Here is a 15797-nt window from a genome sequence, read left to right on the forward strand (position 1 = left end):
TCTTAAATCGATGCTGTTGCAGTGCGGCTGGATGTTAACTGTTTGATCTCTTCCACCAATTCTGTTTTTGTAATGGGTATGCCCATGATCTTATTATATCCTTTGGCATCTACCAGGTATTGATCCCTGATGATCTTAATTAACTGACCGTTATTGATCTCTGGTATTAATACAGTTTTATAATTACGCAAGATCTCTCCAAGGTTGCGAGGAAAAGGCCTGAGGTAACGCAAATGAGCGTGTGCAACACTGTAGCCTTCTTTTAATAAAGACTCTACTGCTGTTTTAATAACTCCATAAGTTGATCCCCAGCCTAAGACAAGTACATCTCCCTTTTCAGGACCATTGTCTAATGTTTGTTCAGGTATATTCAGTGCTATCTTATCCACTTTCTCCTGCCTGATCTTCACCATTAACTGGTGGTTTTCCGGGTCGTAGCTTACATTACCTGTTATATTTTCTTTTTCCAGGCCTCCGATCCTGTGCTCCAAACCGGCCGTTCCTGGAATAGCCCATGGACGCACCAGGTTCTCATCACGTTGATAGGGCTGAAATTTGGTTTCACCATGACCCAATTCGGTTTTATAACTGACGTGTATAGTCCTCAGGTCATTTGAAGAGGGGTATTTCCATGGTTCTGCACCATTTGCTATATATCCATCACTAAGGAAAATTACGGGTGTCATATGTTCCACTGCAATGCGTACAGCTTCATATACTGCTTCAAAGCAATCACTTGGCGTGGAAGCTGAGATCACAGGTATTGGCGATTCACCATTTCTTCCATAATAGGCTTGCAAAAGGTCGCTTTGTTCGGTCTTTGTTGGTAAACCGGTCGATGGTCCTCCCCGCTGCACATCAACAATAACCAGGGGGATCTCAAGCATCATGGCCAATCCCATAGCTTCGCTTTTTAAGGCAATACCAGGCCCGGAAGTGGTAGTTACCCCAAGATGGCCGCCATAACTGGCTCCTATTGCAGCACTTATCCCTGCTATTTCATCTTCTGCCTGGAAGGTTTTAATGCCAAAATTCTTTTGCTTGCTTAATTCGTGTAAAATATCCGAGGCAGGCGTAATAGGATACGTGCCCAGGAAAATAGTGAGGCCACTTTTAACCGAAGCTGCAATCAGGCCATAGGCCAGGGCCTGGTTACCCATGATGCTGCGATAACTGCCTGCCTCTATCTTTGCCTTTTCTACCTTGTATTGCGTGGTGAATGTTTCTGTAGTATCGCCATAGTTATAGCCTGCACGCAAAGCCTTTAGGTTACTTTCCAGTATGTCTGGTTTGCGGCCAAACTTTTCTTCCAGGAATTTCTCCGTATTGTTCATATCCCTGCCATACATCCAATAAAGGAATCCCAACACAAACATATTCTTGGCCCTGTCCTTTTCCTTGGTGCCCATCTGGTAATCCTTCAGTGCTTCCCTGGTCATTTTGGTGATATCCATACCGATCACTTCATAGCCCTGTAAGCTTTCGTCTTCTATCGGGTTCACACCATCGGGGTAATTGGCCAGGCGAAGATTTTTGGTATCAAAACCATCAGTATTCACAATGATCTTTCCGCCCTTTTTCAGGTTCTTGAGATTTGTTTTCAGTGCTGCTGCGTTCATGGCCACAAGCACATCCAGGCTGTCTCCCGGGGTATAAATACTATCGCTGGAAAATCGCAACTGGTAACCACTCACTCCCGGTAAAGTGCCCTGTGGAGCCCTTATTTCGGCCGGGAAATCGGGGAATGTTGAAAGGTCAGATCCTAGTAAAGCAGTGTTATTGGTAAATTGGGTGCCGGTCAGCTGCATTCCATCTCCACTATCCCCGGCAAATTTGATGACTACATCCTGTAGTACTTCCTGTTTGCGTTCCATGTTGGCAAAATTACTATTAGTTTCTTCTACTGTGGCGGTTTTTAGAAGAGTTTAAAGGTTAAACAGTCCGGCAAATCCAATTTTTAATAAATGTTTCCCTGGAAGAACTGCGATGGTCACCACCAAGATCATTATACTATCACCAGCCCGTTCTTGATGGCAAACAATACCAACCCTACCCTGCTTTTACATTCCAGCTTTTCCAGCAAGCTATCCCTGTAGCCATCAACGGTGCGTGGGCTCACATTCATCTGCTCGGCAATTTCCTTGTAGGTTAGTTCTGAGCACATGAACTTCAGCATTTCTATTTCCCTTTCATTCAACTTATAACCTTCCTTTATGGAGGCGTTTTCCGGGTCATCCAGGTGATTAAGTGTATGTATCAGGGTTCCTGTAACAAGGTCGGAATGATAAAAACCTTTTGTAGACAGGTCCCTGATGGCAGCTTTTAATTCCGAGGGATCACTATCCTTCAGGATGTAACCTTTTGCACCATTCTTGAGCATGCGGATAATGGCATTTTCATCATCATACATGGACAGCGCCAACACTTTGATCTCAGGGTGATTGTTCTTTAAATACAGCGTCGTATCATATCCATCCATAACAGGCATATTGATATCCATAAGCGCTATCAAAGGAGCAGGATGGGTCTTTAATTTTTCAATGAACTGCTTGCCATTATCTGCCTCAAACACGATCTCGTAATCAAGTTCTTTCAATAGGTTGGCAAGCCCATTGCGCAATAAAACATGATCATCAGCTAATGCTATCGTGATACTCATATTGGAACTGAAATTTGTATTTGTGTGCCTTTTGCAGGGGCTGTTTCTATAGCAAATTGGCCATTCAGCAATTTCACCCGGTTTTCCATACTACGCAAACCAATACCACGGTTTATATCGCCTTGTTCAAGAGGTAACTTAAAACCATTGCCATTGTCATCTATTAAAAGTTGCAAATGGTTATGAGCGAAATTTGCACTGATGGCAATCGTGCTTGCATGCGCATGCTTGATGATGTTATTCATCGCTTCCTGCACAATGCGGAACAAGATTAATTCTTTTTGGGCATCAAGTATTACAGGGTCGCCATTTATTTTAAAAGATGTCTGGAACACTCCTGATTTTTCCACCAGCCCCAGTTCAAACTCTATTGCTTTTAATAACCCTGCCGCCAATATAGAATCAGAATGCAGCTTTTTAGACAGACTTCGCAGATCCGTAATTGCTTTCCCTACCAGTTGTTTGGAGTTGTCTACCTTTTGAGGTATTACGGCAGGCTTTTCCATGTCAATGGTATTCAGGTTGAGCTTTACCAGGCTCAATGTCTGCCCTATATTATCATGGATCTCCTGCGATATATTCTTCAGTGTTTGTTCCTGTATCTCCAACTGGGACAATAGGATCTCTTGCTGGAACTTGGTCTCCATCAGCTTTTTTTCAGAAGTAAATGCAATGGATTTCTTTTGATATAAGAGAATAAAACGGAAAAGGAAAGTAATCACCAGTAAGGCGAAAACGGCTGCGCCGATCACGATGATGATTTTAGTATCCATTGTTTTGAAAAAATAGCCTTTAAAAAGATAAAGCAGCCCAATGTTAGAAAAACATTATGGAGCTTCCATAAAATTCCTACGTTTTTTGCCGATACCTCCGACAGGTATTCATAGCTGATAAAAATAAAGAATGAACTGCCGAAATAGAAAAGTATTCCGGCTGCACCCCAAAACTCTTTTAATTGCAAAATATTGGTCGCTGGCAAACCTTCCATCCAACCATAAAAACTCATGAGGGCAAAAGCAACAAAAAGAAAGGCACCCATTGCATAGGAGTAACTATTGAAGGTGTAGTAGGGTTGTATAAAAACAATGTTAAGCACATAAAACAATATGAAGATCAAGCTTCCATAAAGCAGAATCTTCTTCCTGGCAACATCAGTAAAAAGGAAAAAGAAATAAACTGAAAAAATAACCTGGGTGGTTATGCAATTCAAATGATATACCCAATGGTTATTTGTCTTGTGGTATTGTAAAAAGTTAGCAAGGGAATTTAACAGTATCTGGGCCAATAAAAAGGAAATAAGGATGCGGTCAAAAGGCCTCAAATGCAATCCCCTGTATAATACAGCAAAGAGCACCACCAGGAATACCACTAATGGGGCTGTTATATCGAGATAAATAAAAAACAGATTGACTTTATCCAAACTTTAATCCTCCGGTTATCAAAGACATGGTGGTGGGTAAGGGCATCCGGTAGTTGTTGGATCTGTATTCTGATAAATAATATTGTCTCCCTGCGTTATAGGATCTGCCAATGAATAAACGGGGAAGGCATAGGAGCAGGGTTTACCGTCTTCAGTACGACCAGCTGTAAAAACAAATCCCTTTAATTCTTTTGCCCCCAGCCTTGTCCTGGTTTCTTCTGCCTCAAACTTTCGGAGCAGCTCTTTTAATTTTTCTTTACTGAAATAATGTTGGCCCGTATGCATAAGCTTTGGTTTAGAAATGAAACATTTTGTCAAAGATGGTCATACCCCAATTACCCCACAAGCTATTTTTAACGGAAAACAAAAGGTGTTTTCACGTTATTGCCTTTAATCTTCCCGATAAATAAGATCAATCAATGAATAAAATAAAGGCCTGCCATACTTATAGACCTTACTTCCGGACTTACATCGGTGCAGTGGTTTGTTCTTCAGCCAGCAATTCTTCCAATAGATCACCGCGTCCTTTTGGGTCTGCTCCATATTCATTGGTTTCCGGCTCTCCATCGGCAAACAACAGCCACAGGGCATAAAATGGTATCAATTGCCAGCCACCATTATTTCCCCGGTCATGACAGCGCTTGGTACCCTGGGCCAGCATAAACCATAGCATTGGAATAATAGCAATGAAGATCAACCCTTCAGAATGGACTGATGTATCAATTATTTCCAAAATAAAATAAGCAGCATAATAAATCAGCATGGACAACCCATATTCAGTACGGCGAATGCGACCCTCGAAAGAGAAGGGATGACGAAACATACATTTAGTTTTGGTTAGCGCCAATATAAATACATATTCTTAATTTTTAATATTGTTCTCCCAGTAACAGTAATAATTAAGGGCTAACACTTATAGGCTTCATTCCAGGCAGTGGCATAAATTTTATTGTTATCAATAATAACAATTATAAAAGATACTATGGCAAATATTGATGTACAAAGAAAAAAGAGCTCGCCTTTACCCTGGATTATATTGGTAGTGATCATTTTAGCAATTCTGGCATTCTTTCTATGGAACAGGTCCCGTAATGCAGCTACCACCTCTACTGTAACAGATTCAACCTCTACTGTAACGGACTCAACAAGGATGCATGACACCACCAAAACCTATCCTCTTGACACATCAAGACATTAAAAAACTGAATTCATAACCGGAGTGATTGCTCCCAAAACAATACATTATGTCAGATAAAAAAAATAAAAGGCTACAGGAGCTAAAAGGCTCTGATTTTGAAATTGCAAAAGGACAGCCCGATATACGTGGGTGGGAAGTACGTGATGCTGAAGGACGCCTGATGGGCAAAGTTAGAGAACTCATTTTTGATGCCCGCGATCATAAGGTCAGGTATATGGTGGTGGATGTAAAAGACAGTAAGGAACTGGAGTTAGAGAACAGGACAGTATTGGTTCCTATTGGGCTTGCAGAACTGGAGCCAAGGCATGATGACGTGCTACTTCCAAAAGTGACACCTTTCCAGCTAAGGGCACTTCCCAAATACAACAGGGATGACCTGGGCACGAGAGCTGAAAAGGCTGTAAGTACGGTCTTTGGCCGCAATACGGATAAATATGCAGATGATGCCGACCTCAATTCATCCTTCTATGACAATGAGGATTTCAATGAGGATAATATGTATCGTCAACGTAAGAACGTCGCCGACAGATACACTTCCGAACAAAAAGAGCGTGATCTTAAAAAGGAAGAAGAAAGAAGACTGAAATCAGAGCGTCACCTAAGCGAGGAAGAAATTGGTACACCTATCTCCTATGTTGACCCGGTAGAAGCCGAACGACTCCATGCCGCACGATTAAAGGAAGCACGTAATGCCGAGGAGGCTGAGGAGATACGCCGGGAAAGGCAAAGAAGGGATGGCCTTAGCCGGGGAAACTTTGAAGATTAATAAATTATAGGAATATTCTAATGTACAAATCAGCAGCCATCGGGCTGCTGATTTTATTATGCAGGTATCGATAGGGATCAAAATATTCCAGGATTTATTGCCTGGTAAAGACCAACACCTCCTTATCTGCAGGCTCTGGATTTACCAACGAGATATTTGAAGTACTTATTGAACTGATATTCCAGGTACGGTTCAGTCGTATCAAAGGGTCCATAGCACCAGCATTAAGATTGAGTGCTGCACTGGTTCCTCCCGATCCGTAATATCCAACTGATGCTGGTATATAAGACCATGTTCCATTAACGTCTGCTGCATTATGCGCAATTTTTAAAACACCCCCTGCAAAAAAAGTAAAAGTATAATCCTTGAACAATGAGGTTTTATCTTCTGTACGCTGCGAATAGGAAGATATTGTCCAGTTACCAATCACTGATTGAGTAGGGTCAGGATTATTATTTGAAGTGGTATCGCTGGAACCGGATTTTGAACATCCTGTTAGAATTGTAAACCATACAGCCACCAGCATATAAAAAGAGCTTTTCATACCATTATATTTAAAATATGAAGTAGGAAATACAATATATACATACGCATTTATTAAGGGAGAGTTGCCCAATGCGCTCTTAAATTCTGTTACCAGCGAAAGAATTTGCTGGATCTGCCGGAGTTACCTGCAACTAAAAATCTTTGTACAATTCTCAGTTGTCAAAAGTGATAATAACAGGAACGTGATCACTATGTATTATCCATTTGTCAAAGTCGCCAACTTCAACAGAACTTACTTTGTTCAATAAGTCTTTTGAAGCAAAGCAATAGTCAATATGATAAGGTTTGTCCCTGTGCCTGTACATATATAGCGTTGGATGCACTTCAGTTCCTTGTGTCTGCTTATGATATATATGATATGTACTGAAAATTCCCCTGCCTTCTAAAAGTTTTACAAGATTAGAGTGATTGCCTTCCCTATGCTTTTTGTCCCAAATGGTGTTGCTGTTAAAGTCCCCAACAAGAATGGTTTTTGTATCTTTAAGTAAGGCGCTATAATACTGGACTGCCTTCCAAACTTGTTCAATATATTGTCCATCTCTGTCTGTAGGGTTGTTAGCCCAAATTGCGAATAAATTAAAATCAAATTGTCCATCAGTTACAGCAACTGGAATAATCATTTGTAAATCCTGGTTGTGATTTTCAAGAAGTGTAAGTCGAAAATTACTATAAGAAAATATTGCAAGTCCTTTGCTATTATTTTTACCAAACCATAACACGTCTGTTGGTTTTGGCGTGTTAATTGAAAATAATAATTTGTCAGGATTTTCACACTCAGGAACAATTAAAATGTCAGGATTGTATGTTAGAATAAAGTCAGCCTTTTTTCTAAACGCCATATTACAGTTCCACGTAATTATTCTCATTTATCGGAATGTCGTTTTAGCCTGGCCGCTAACACCTGACTGTATTGGCGAAGGCGTTAGCTAAGATAACTCTTTGCCTTTGTAAATTACTCTTGCCATTTCCTGTTGGACGATGTCCTTTGTACGAAGCATGTTCTAAATATTTAAAAATGTCATCACCATTTTGTCCATTTCCCATGTTGACATGATGTATATAATAAGGCTTCATGATCGTTAACTATATTGATACATTTCCATTAATAAAGTTGTGCCTGGTAAAATGAAAACCTATTTTGGAACAACATTAAAAAGTGACAACTTATTTTGGAATTACACGGGAATTACACAACGCTATTTATGCAACGCCTTTGTACCGCCTATGTGCCGCCTATGTGCCGCCTTTGTAACGGCTCTTTAAAGAGGCGTTATAAACACGTTGCATAGTCATAAAAAACAGCTTTCCTGGTTAATATAAAATCCAGGGACCATTGGTAGTGTTATAATTTTATTCTTATTCCACCCCTACTCCTCCGGGTAATCCTTCCGGACAAAAGCGGACAAAAACGGTCAAATCGGCCAAAAGCGGCCAAAATGGTATTGGTGGTTTGGTGGTGCTAACTATTAACGCAATATTGCAAACCAAAAGCAATATCATTTAGCTAAGCTCTAAGCGTAGTAGGCCAGGAGAAGTAAAAATGAAAAGGAAAAGGATATTTGCTTTTGAGACAGTAAAAGAATTTGTTGAAACATGGAACAAAGATCAGCGCAGCAGGCACTAAATCCTATACAGTCAATAGCCGGGGCAACTGTATTCCCTGTACTATTGAGCATTAGCTTTTCGCATTTATTGAATGATACCATACAATCACTCATACCTTCCATTTACCCACTTGTAAAAGCTTCCTTTCATTTAAGCTTCAGCCAGGTGGGCCTGATCACGCTGACATTTCAACTGGCAGCATCACTGCTGCAACCTTTTGTGGGGTATTATACTGATAAAAGACCACAACCTTTTTCCCTTGCCACAGGTATGGGCTTTACACTGGCAGGCCTGATACTGTTATCATTTGCACCAAGCTTTCATTGGCTATTGCTATCTGTTGCCATGATCGGTATTGGATCATCTGTATTTCACCCGGAAGCCTCCAAGGTGGCCTATATGGCATCCGGTGGACGGCGTGGATTGGCACAATCCATTTTCCAGGTGGGCGGCAATGCAGGCAGTTCTATGGGTCCTCTGCTGGCTGCACTGGTTGTGGTGCGGTATGGCCAATCGCATATAGCCTGGTTTTCCATACTTGCACTCACTGCCATTGTTGTTTTGATAAGGATAGGTAAATGGTACCAGCAGAATATACACCGCATCAGGCCAAAATCAAAAGGGACTGTCATCAATTTTCACCCTGAAATACCACGCAGGACTGTTGGTATTTCTATAGCCATACTGTTGGTCCTTATTTTTTCCAAATACTTCTACCTCGCGTGTATGAGTTCTTACTTTACCTTTTTCCTTATCGATAAATTTAAACTCTCCATTCAAAGTTCACAGGTGCATCTTTTCCTTTTCTTATTTTCCACTGCGGCAGGTACTTTCCTGGGCGGCCCTTTGGGTGACCGCTTTGGACGCAAGTATGTGATCTGGTTTTCCATTCTCGGCGTGGCACCCTTTACTATCCTGCTTCCTTTTATGGATCTTTTCTGGACCACAGTATTTTCCATATGCATCGGGTTCATTCTGTCTTCGGCCTTTTCAGCGATCCTTGTGTATGCGCAGGAATTATTGCCTGGAAAGATTGGTATGGTGTCCGGGCTATTTTTTGGCTTTGCCTTTGGAATGGGCGGGCTGGGATCTGCAGTCCTGGGTGCCCTGGCGGATCATACCAGCATACATTATATTTTCCAACTTTGCGGATTTCTCCCCTTAATAGGGTTGTTGACAAGCTTTTTGCCCGATCTTAAAAAGAAGCATCCTCAAATCGTTACATAGCATAAAAATGATTGCCCTTACTTTTACGGCTCCTTAATAAAACCTTATGCGTAAAACCATTATTGTACTCTTGTTGTTGACAAGCCGTGCCTGGGCGCAGCAGCCCGATCTTTCCCAATATGTGAATCCTTTGATAGGCACACAAAAGATGGGACATACCTATCCGGGTGCTACAGTTCCTTTTGGTTCGGTGCAATTGAGCCCGGACACTGATACTATTGCCATGTTCACCAATGGCAAGTACAACCCCGACATGTATAAATATTGTGCAGGCTACAATTATGATGATAAAACAATAGTAGGCTTTTCGCATACCCATTTCAGTGGCACAGGCCACTCCGACCTTGGCGATTTTCTTATTATGCCAACGACAGGTGCCCTGCAACTTAATCCAGGCACAAAAGATCATCCTGAAAATGGATTCCGCTCTGTTTTTTCACACAGCACCGAGGTGGCAAAACCTGATTACTACAAGGTGCGCCTGGAAGATGATAATATCCTTGCCGAACTGACCACTACCACCAGGGTGGGATTTCACAAATACACTTTTCCAAAATCGGACAGTGCGCATATCATCCTTGACCTGATGCATGGCATATATAACTATGATGATAAGAACACATGGACCTTCCTGAGAATAGAGAACGATACATTGGTTACCGGTTACAGGCAAACTGCCGGTTGGGCCAGGACCCGTACTGTATATTTTGCACTGAGCTTTTCCAAACCATTTACAAGTTATGGTAATAAGAACTTTAAGAATCCGCAATACAGTGGCTTCTGGAGACGCTTTAACCAGTCACGCAATTTCCCCGAGATAGCTGGCGAGCAGATAAGAGCCTATTTTGATTTTAAAACAAATGAAGGCGAAGCCATCATGCTGAAGTTTGCATTGTCACCTGTGAGCACTGCCAATGCCCTTGAAAATTTAAGGACTGAAACGCCCGGATGGAATTTCGAAGAAGTTTATCAAAAAGGAAAAGCGCAATGGAACAGTGAGCTGAGTAAGATCGCCATCACTACCAAAGACCCAAATGAAAAGATAAATTTTTATACTGCCATGTACCATGCCTTTATCAGTCCTACAGTTTATATGGATGTGAACGGCAGTTATAAAGGCCTGGATCAGAATGTGCACCAGGCAGACGGCTTTACCAATTACACCACTTTTTCCCTTTGGGATACGTACAGGGCGCTGCACCCATTGTTTACCATTGTGCAGCCAAAGCGCAATAATGATATGATACGTTCCATGCTCGCACATTATGACCAGAGCGCTGAGGGTATGTTGCCGATATGGAGCCATTATGCCAATGAGAACTGGTGTATGAGCGGGTATCATAGCGTGGCTGTTATTGCAGATGCTATTATTAAGGGCGACACTGGTATCAATGCCCGGAAAGCCCTGGATGCATGTGTGCAAACTGCGCATAAAGGCTTTTATGATGGACTGGATTATTATATGAAACTGGGCTATGTACCTGAAGATAAAAAAGGCGGGACCTCTGTTTCCACTACTCTTGAATTTGCATTTGATGACTGGTGCATTGCCCAACTGGCAAAGAAACTGGGAGATGAAAAAGTTTATGAAGAATTCAATAAGAGATCGCAGAACTGGCGTAATGTGTATGACAATTCCATTGGTTTTATGCGGCCACGGTTAAGCGATGGCAGTTTCCGCAAGAACTTTGATGTGCTGTCTACCAATAACCAGGGATTCATTGAAGGCAATGCCTGGAACTTCAGTTTGTTTGTGCCCCAGGATCCCAAGGGACTTATTCAAAGCATGGGTGGTAACAGGCGATTTGTACCGCATCTTGATTCATTATTTACCATGCACCTGCCAGATCATTTCTTTGAAGAAACTGAAGACATTACCAGAGAGGGCATCATTGGTGGATATGTTCATGGCAATGAACCTTCTCACCATGTAGCCTATTTATACAACTATACTGACCAGCCCTGGAAGACTCAGGAAAGGATACGTATGATATTGAAAAAGCAATACGGTGCTACACCCGATGGGTTGGGAGGCAATGATGATTGCGGGCAAATGAGCGCCTGGTATATCTTTTCTTCCATTGGGTTTTACCCTGTCACGCCTGGCTCAGGTGAATACCAACTTGGCAGCCCTGCCGTAGACAAAGCAGTCATACAATTGGAGAATGGAAAAAGCTTTACAATAGAAGCAAGAAACCAGTCTGATAAAAATGTGTATGTGCAAAAAGTTGTTCTAAATGGAGTTGAGTTGAACAGGCTGTACATCACCCAGCAAGATATTTTGAAAGGCGGCACACTGCAGTTTTTCATGGGATCCAAGCCCAACAAAAAACGGTTACCAAATTCTTAAGAAAGTGCTGACATTCTTATTATTCCCCGCCCGGATTATTGCATGAAGTTTGCGTATCATAAAAATAAAAACTTATGATACGCAAGCTTAAATCCGGTGAATACAGGCTATACTCACGTAAGGTAAATCCAAAGACACATAAACGTAGAAACCTCGGCACTTTTGATACGCTGGAGGCTGCTAAAAAACACGAAAGAGAAGTTCAGTACTTCAAGAGACATTAAACGGCCTATACAGTTTCATGGTAAAGTTTCAGCTCTGTACTGATGATGTGTAAGGGAGCGGTACCCACATTCCTTAACCTGTGAGGGTCTATGGCAGACGTCCATAATGCAGTGTTGGGTTCCGGGGTTTTTGAAAGCGACCTGGAATCGAGTATCACATTTCCTTTCTCATCATACCGTATGAAGTCTGACCAGCTAACAACGTACAAAGCTGCGGCAAAACAGTGTGTGTGAAGCTCTGTAATATCTCCAGGTTGTATTAGGGTATCCAACACCCTTACAATTTCATTTTCAAATAACAGCCTGTGATGACGGGGGTCTGCACGCAAGGCATCAAGTTCAGCCGGCCATGTTACTGCATTACCTGACAGGTGCTCATGACTTGTATTAGCATCCATTGGTTCCATATGTAATAAGGTTCATTAGAGAATAAATAGGAATTAAGCGCCTTGACTATTTATAGCAGGTTTTTCCATTAATGCCTTGTGAACTTTTTTGCCGGCAGCCACGATAATTTGTACTACCTGCTCAATATCTTCCCTTGAAGTTCTGAAATTGACAATGCAGGCACGCAGGCAGTACTTTTCTCCTATCACCGCATTTGATAAAAACACCTGGCCTCCCTGCTGCAATTCATTTAGCAAGGATTCATTTAGACGATTTAAATAATCTTCTTTGTTATCTATTGTTTTGACATTCGCCGGCACATACCTGAATGTAGCAATACTTAAGCTTTGTGTCATTGCCTCCAGTTCGGCATGTGCATCAACCAGGGCATACATCAATTTTGATAATTCAATATCCTCCCGGATCATTTGTTCGTAACCATTTCGTCCTACCTGCAGCAATGACATCCACACTTTGAGCGCCCTGAAACCCCTGGAGTTCTGGAATCCATATTCATAGAAATTGTGTGTACGCTCCACGGTAGAAGAAAAGTTGTAATACACAGGATGTGAACTATATGTTTCTATGAGGTGATTGGGATCTTTTACCAGGGTGCACCCCGCTTCTAATGGACTATACAACCATTTGTGCGGATCAAGGGCTATAGAGTCAGCACCATCAACCCCTGCAAACATGTCCTTTAATTCTGGTAATACAGCTGCGGGAATACCATAGGCACCATCAATATGAAACCATAGTTCATATTTTTTGCAGATGGCAGACAGGTCCTGCAAATCATCAACAGCACCTGTGCTAACATCACCTGCATTGCCAATCACCATAATGGGTCTGCAACCATCCTGCAGGTCTTTTTGTATCATCCGCTCCAATGCCTCTACTTTCATTTTATTATCAGCACTAGTTTCCACCCAGTGAATGGCATTGGAACCAAGACCAAACAATACAGCCGCTTTTTCAATCCAGGTATGCGTAGCTTTTGAACAATAGACAACCAGTTTATCCTCTTCAGCAATACCTCCTGATTTAATCTTCTTTGGAGCCTTTATAGTTCTGGCAGTAACGAATGCAGTGAAATTAGCCATGTTGCCGCCACTTACCAGGATACCGCCATAGGTGGAGGGAACACCAATAAATTCTGACAGCCATTGAATGGTTTGCAATTCAATTTGTGTAGCCATAGGGCTTAACACCTGTGCTCCAACGTTTGGATTGACAATAGCTGCAAGGAGGTCCGCCAGGGCTCCAATAGGCGCAGGCGATGAAGTGATATAGCCAAAGAATTTTGGATGTCCATTGAACAGGGAATGATCCAGTAATAATGCAGATGCTTTGTCAATAATATGCTCCGGGGAAGTTCCATCAGCCGGCAGTGAGGCCATACCCAGCAACGCCTGTAATGCTTTGGATGTTTCGCCTGTTGTTACCGGCTTTTGCTGTATGGTACCGAGGAAATCCGCGATGGTATCAATTAACTTATGCCCGGCTTTTCTGAATTCTTCATTGTCAATTTCTATGGGAGCATGGCGCTTATTGGTCATAATGAAAATTTAATGCTTAATAAAAAGGGTACATTAACTATTGTTTATAGAGTTTTTAACCCAATCTTGTTTTACCTGGAACCCCGATACTGCAAACGCATGAGTGCATAAATAACAAGGACCAGGTATAACCCTAATTAAACCGTCCTTCCTTTTCTATAACCCGGTAGGGCTTTTTAAAAAACTCTGCTACGGTTGCATTGAACTGGTCTTTATAATATATAGGTGTGGAGTGCCCGGAGTTGGGCAGTATCCATAAATAAGATTTAGGTATTGATTCTGCTATGAGCAAGGTGTGCCTGGGCAGCAATACATCATGGTCACCACCAATAACAAGCGTAGGGCATTGGATAGTATGCAATTGTTCCAAACTGATATGTGGTTCATAGGATAATAAATGCGCGAGCTTTCGGGCATTTTTTATCTGTGGGGTTTGTTCCATTTTAGTCAATGTATCATTGTAATGCATGGCCCAATTATAAACAAATGGGTCAACAGCCGTTGTATCAGGCCATAGATTGGCACCCGTTACGGCAAGCTTTTTTACTTTATCGGGATGACGTATGGCAAGCAATAAACCATTGATACCTCCATCACTCCAGCCAATGACGTAACAGGAATCGAGGCGCAGGTTATCCAGCAAGGCGTTAAGGTCATCAGCCATCATTTCATAGCTCAGTGAATCACCAGAATCAACCGACTTTCCCTGTGCCCTGCTATCTGCCAGTATCACCTTATAATTTTTTGAAAAATAGGGTACCTGGTATAGGAAGTTGTTGATAGATCCTCCATTACCATGAATGATAAGCAAAGGCTCACCCTTGCCATATGTCTCGTAGTACATGTTGATGCCACGGATCTTTGCATACTTGCCCACCTTTGTATTCTTCCCATATATAGTAGTGTCAAAAGGAGACACTCCTGAAGATTGACCTGCAGCACATATTCCAAAGGAAATAATAACCGCTAACAGCAGAATTGGTTTTGCGTTCATTCTTTTAAGTTACTCCAATTCTTAAAAAGAAGAGCCGGAAATTCCGGCTCTTCACTAAGTGTCTAATCATCAATACAGTTTTACTTTGTACCTGTACCGGCCCTTGTAATACTCTTGCATTTTAACAACCTCTCTTGTCTGATCGGTGATCCAGAATGTAGCATAGCTGCCAGGAGCATAATCAATACGCAACAACCAGCAAGTCAACTTTGATCCCCCCGGCAATGAAAGTTTGTCCTTTCCTGTTACTGTCAGTTTATAATAATCTGATTTCTTTGTCCCCGGTTCATAAAAAGCGATGGCGAATTGCTGCCCTGGCTTTTTGAAAGGAAGCAGTGGAAATATCTCCAGGTCCATTGGAAATTCAAATGCCGGGTTACCAAGCGGCACATTGAAGGCACTATCAGCAGTTGTGCGCCTGTCACCTGCTGGCACTGTAACTACCCCATTGGCAAAAGCAAAGCTCAGTGGTGGTCTTCTTACATATTCAGCCTTATGGGTGAAAGGCGTTAAACTGGTTCGGTCACCAGTGGCTACAATATGTGCTATCATAGTGTCCTTTTTAAACCAATTCCATTCAAACTGGTAAATAGCCATTCCTTCCGCGTTGGTAGTAAAATGAATGGTCCTATCCCAGATGTCGGCGCTGGAAATACGGTTGCCAAGACTATCTTCAAAGTATACAGCATAGGATGATTTTCCTTCCTTTAAGGCCGAAACATTTAATTTATGATTGCCGGTATTGATAGTATCTACCTGTGCATTAATATTAACTTGTATGAACAAACCAAAAACAACTAAAACCAGGAACTTCATCTTATTATTTTTCCGCAAAACTATGCGCAGGTCAATAGCAGCCACT

17 protein-coding genes are annotated in these 15797 nt (G+C 41.9%); 5 read left to right on the forward strand and 12 right to left on the reverse strand.

The window, feature by feature from the left end; translation table 11 throughout:
• Positions 1–2: 2 nt before the first annotated feature.
• The 6 genes from BUA53_RS09445 to BUA53_RS09470 all read right to left on the reverse strand — a co-directional run bounded on the left by BUA53_RS09445 (position 3) and on the right by BUA53_RS09470 (position 4902).
• A complete protein-coding gene (locus BUA53_RS09445) occupies positions 3–1874 on the reverse strand; it encodes a 2-oxoacid:acceptor oxidoreductase subunit alpha (protein WP_072835133.1) in 1872 nt (623 codons plus the stop codon).
• Between the two features lie 131 nt (positions 1875–2005).
• The gene (locus BUA53_RS09450) at positions 2006–2659 is read right to left on the reverse strand and encodes a response regulator transcription factor (protein ID WP_072835134.1); all 654 of its coding nucleotides are present in this window, start codon (positions 2657–2659) and stop codon (positions 2006–2008) included.
• Positions 2656–3432, reverse strand: a complete 777-nt coding sequence (locus tag BUA53_RS09455) for a sensor histidine kinase (RefSeq protein WP_072835135.1) — start codon at positions 3430–3432, stop codon at positions 2656–2658. Before BUA53_RS09455 ends, BUA53_RS09450 begins: the two co-directional genes overlap by 4 nt.
• Complete coding sequence (locus BUA53_RS09460; RefSeq protein WP_072835136.1) at positions 3408–4079, reverse strand: hypothetical protein; 672 nt, start codon at positions 4077–4079, stop codon at positions 3408–3410. The genes BUA53_RS09455 and BUA53_RS09460 overlap by 25 nt, the downstream gene beginning before the upstream one ends.
• Before the next feature lie 18 nt (positions 4080–4097).
• Positions 4098–4364, reverse strand: coding sequence for a hypothetical protein (locus BUA53_RS09465; protein WP_072835137.1), 267 nt, complete (start codon positions 4362–4364; stop codon positions 4098–4100).
• 181 nt (positions 4365–4545) lie between these two features.
• Positions 4546–4902, reverse strand: a complete 357-nt coding sequence (locus tag BUA53_RS09470; RefSeq protein ID WP_072835138.1) for a DUF805 domain-containing protein — start codon at positions 4900–4902, stop codon at positions 4546–4548.
• Between the two features lie 159 nt (positions 4903–5061).
• Between BUA53_RS09470 and BUA53_RS21015 the strand changes: the two genes are divergently transcribed.
• Entirely contained in the window at positions 5062–5277 is a 216-nt protein-coding gene (locus BUA53_RS21015; RefSeq protein WP_139256396.1) for a hypothetical protein, read from the forward strand.
• 46 nt (positions 5278–5323) lie between these two features.
• A complete protein-coding gene (locus BUA53_RS09480) occupies positions 5324–6043 on the forward strand; it encodes a PRC-barrel domain-containing protein (RefSeq protein ID WP_072835140.1) in 720 nt (239 codons plus the stop codon).
• A 94-nt stretch (positions 6044–6137) separates the two neighbouring features.
• Here the strand turns inward: BUA53_RS09480 and BUA53_RS09485 are convergent, their stop codons facing one another.
• Both BUA53_RS09485 and BUA53_RS09490 read right to left on the reverse strand, forming a co-directional pair.
• Positions 6138–6587 (reverse strand): hypothetical protein, encoded by a 450-nt coding sequence (locus BUA53_RS09485; RefSeq protein ID WP_072835141.1) that lies wholly within the window; start codon positions 6585–6587, stop codon positions 6138–6140.
• Positions 6588–6741: 154 nt separating this feature from the next.
• Complete coding sequence (locus BUA53_RS09490) at positions 6742–7455, reverse strand: endonuclease/exonuclease/phosphatase family protein (RefSeq protein ID WP_072835142.1); 714 nt, start codon at positions 7453–7455, stop codon at positions 6742–6744.
• A 727-nt stretch (positions 7456–8182) separates the two neighbouring features.
• On the opposite strand from BUA53_RS09490, the gene BUA53_RS09495 reads away from it, so the two are divergent.
• The 3 genes from BUA53_RS09495 to BUA53_RS21020 all read left to right on the forward strand — a co-directional run bounded on the left by BUA53_RS09495 (position 8183) and on the right by BUA53_RS21020 (position 11995).
• A complete protein-coding gene (locus BUA53_RS09495; RefSeq protein ID WP_072835143.1) occupies positions 8183–9421 on the forward strand; it encodes an MFS transporter in 1239 nt (412 codons plus the stop codon).
• 46 nt (positions 9422–9467) lie between these two features.
• Positions 9468–11771, forward strand: coding sequence for a GH92 family glycosyl hydrolase (locus BUA53_RS09500; protein WP_072835144.1), 2304 nt, complete (start codon positions 9468–9470; stop codon positions 11769–11771).
• 74 nt (positions 11772–11845) lie between these two features.
• Entirely contained in the window at positions 11846–11995 is a 150-nt protein-coding gene (locus BUA53_RS21020; protein ID WP_139256397.1) for a hypothetical protein, read from the forward strand.
• Between the two features lie 5 nt (positions 11996–12000).
• On the opposite strand, the gene BUA53_RS09505 is transcribed toward BUA53_RS21020, so the two are convergent.
• From BUA53_RS09505 to BUA53_RS09520, 4 genes are all read right to left on the reverse strand, one after another.
• Entirely contained in the window at positions 12001–12402 is a 402-nt protein-coding gene (locus BUA53_RS09505) for a hypothetical protein (RefSeq protein ID WP_072835145.1), read from the reverse strand.
• Positions 12403–12435: 33 nt separating this feature from the next.
• The gene (locus tag BUA53_RS09510) at positions 12436–13941 is read right to left on the reverse strand and encodes a pyridoxal phosphate-dependent decarboxylase family protein (protein ID WP_072835146.1); all 1506 of its coding nucleotides are present in this window, start codon (positions 13939–13941) and stop codon (positions 12436–12438) included.
• Between the two features lie 133 nt (positions 13942–14074).
• Positions 14075–14935 (reverse strand): alpha/beta fold hydrolase, encoded by an 861-nt coding sequence (locus BUA53_RS09515; protein ID WP_072835147.1) that lies wholly within the window; start codon positions 14933–14935, stop codon positions 14075–14077.
• Positions 14936–15004: 69 nt separating this feature from the next.
• Positions 15005–15751: a DUF3108 domain-containing protein gene (locus BUA53_RS09520; RefSeq protein ID WP_072835299.1), complete on the reverse strand. Its 747-nt coding sequence runs from the start codon at positions 15749–15751 to the stop codon at positions 15005–15007.
• Between the last annotated feature and the right edge of the window lie 46 nt (positions 15752–15797).

Origin of the sequence: Flavisolibacter ginsengisoli DSM 18119, assembly GCF_900129295.1 — a bacterium.
GTDB classification, from domain to species: Bacteria; Bacteroidota; Bacteroidia; order Chitinophagales; family Chitinophagaceae; genus Flavisolibacter; species Flavisolibacter ginsengisoli.

What these genes read in the sequence shown, in the direction of transcription:
- BUA53_RS09455 (WP_072835135.1), bottom strand. Translation starts at nt 3,432, where the DNA reads ATGGATACTAAAATCATCATCGTGATCGGCGCAGCCGTTTTCGCCTTA.
- BUA53_RS09500 (WP_072835144.1), top strand. Translation starts at nt 9,468, where the DNA reads ATGCGTAAAACCATTATTGTACTCTTGTTGTTGACAAGCCGTGCCTGG.
- BUA53_RS09470 (WP_072835138.1), bottom strand. Translation starts at nt 4,902, where the DNA reads ATGTTTCGTCATCCCTTCTCTTTCGAGGGTCGCATTCGCCGTACTGAA.
- BUA53_RS09490 (WP_072835142.1), bottom strand. Translation starts at nt 7,455, where the DNA reads ATGAGAATAATTACGTGGAACTGTAATATGGCGTTTAGAAAAAAGGCT.
- BUA53_RS09445 (WP_072835133.1), bottom strand. Translation starts at nt 1,874, where the DNA reads ATGGAACGCAAACAGGAAGTACTACAGGATGTAGTCATCAAATTTGCC.
- BUA53_RS09505 (WP_072835145.1), bottom strand. Translation starts at nt 12,402, where the DNA reads ATGGAACCAATGGATGCTAATACAAGTCATGAGCACCTGTCAGGTAAT.
- BUA53_RS09520 (WP_072835299.1), bottom strand. Translation starts at nt 15,751, where the DNA reads ATGAAGTTCCTGGTTTTAGTTGTTTTTGGTTTGTTCATACAAGTTAAT.
- BUA53_RS09465 (WP_072835137.1), bottom strand. Translation starts at nt 4,364, where the DNA reads ATGCATACGGGCCAACATTATTTCAGTAAAGAAAAATTAAAAGAGCTG.
- BUA53_RS21015 (WP_139256396.1), top strand. Translation starts at nt 5,062, where the DNA reads ATGGCAAATATTGATGTACAAAGAAAAAAGAGCTCGCCTTTACCCTGG.
- BUA53_RS09495 (WP_072835143.1), top strand. Translation starts at nt 8,183, where the DNA reads ATGGAACAAAGATCAGCGCAGCAGGCACTAAATCCTATACAGTCAATA.
- BUA53_RS09515 (WP_072835147.1), bottom strand. Translation starts at nt 14,935, where the DNA reads ATGAACGCAAAACCAATTCTGCTGTTAGCGGTTATTATTTCCTTTGGA.
- BUA53_RS09450 (WP_072835134.1), bottom strand. Translation starts at nt 2,659, where the DNA reads ATGAGTATCACGATAGCATTAGCTGATGATCATGTTTTATTGCGCAAT.
- BUA53_RS09485 (WP_072835141.1), bottom strand. Translation starts at nt 6,587, where the DNA reads ATGAAAAGCTCTTTTTATATGCTGGTGGCTGTATGGTTTACAATTCTA.
- BUA53_RS09510 (WP_072835146.1), bottom strand. Translation starts at nt 13,941, where the DNA reads ATGACCAATAAGCGCCATGCTCCCATAGAAATTGACAATGAAGAATTC.
- BUA53_RS09480 (WP_072835140.1), top strand. Translation starts at nt 5,324, where the DNA reads ATGTCAGATAAAAAAAATAAAAGGCTACAGGAGCTAAAAGGCTCTGAT.
- BUA53_RS21020 (WP_139256397.1), top strand. Translation starts at nt 11,846, where the DNA reads ATGATACGCAAGCTTAAATCCGGTGAATACAGGCTATACTCACGTAAG.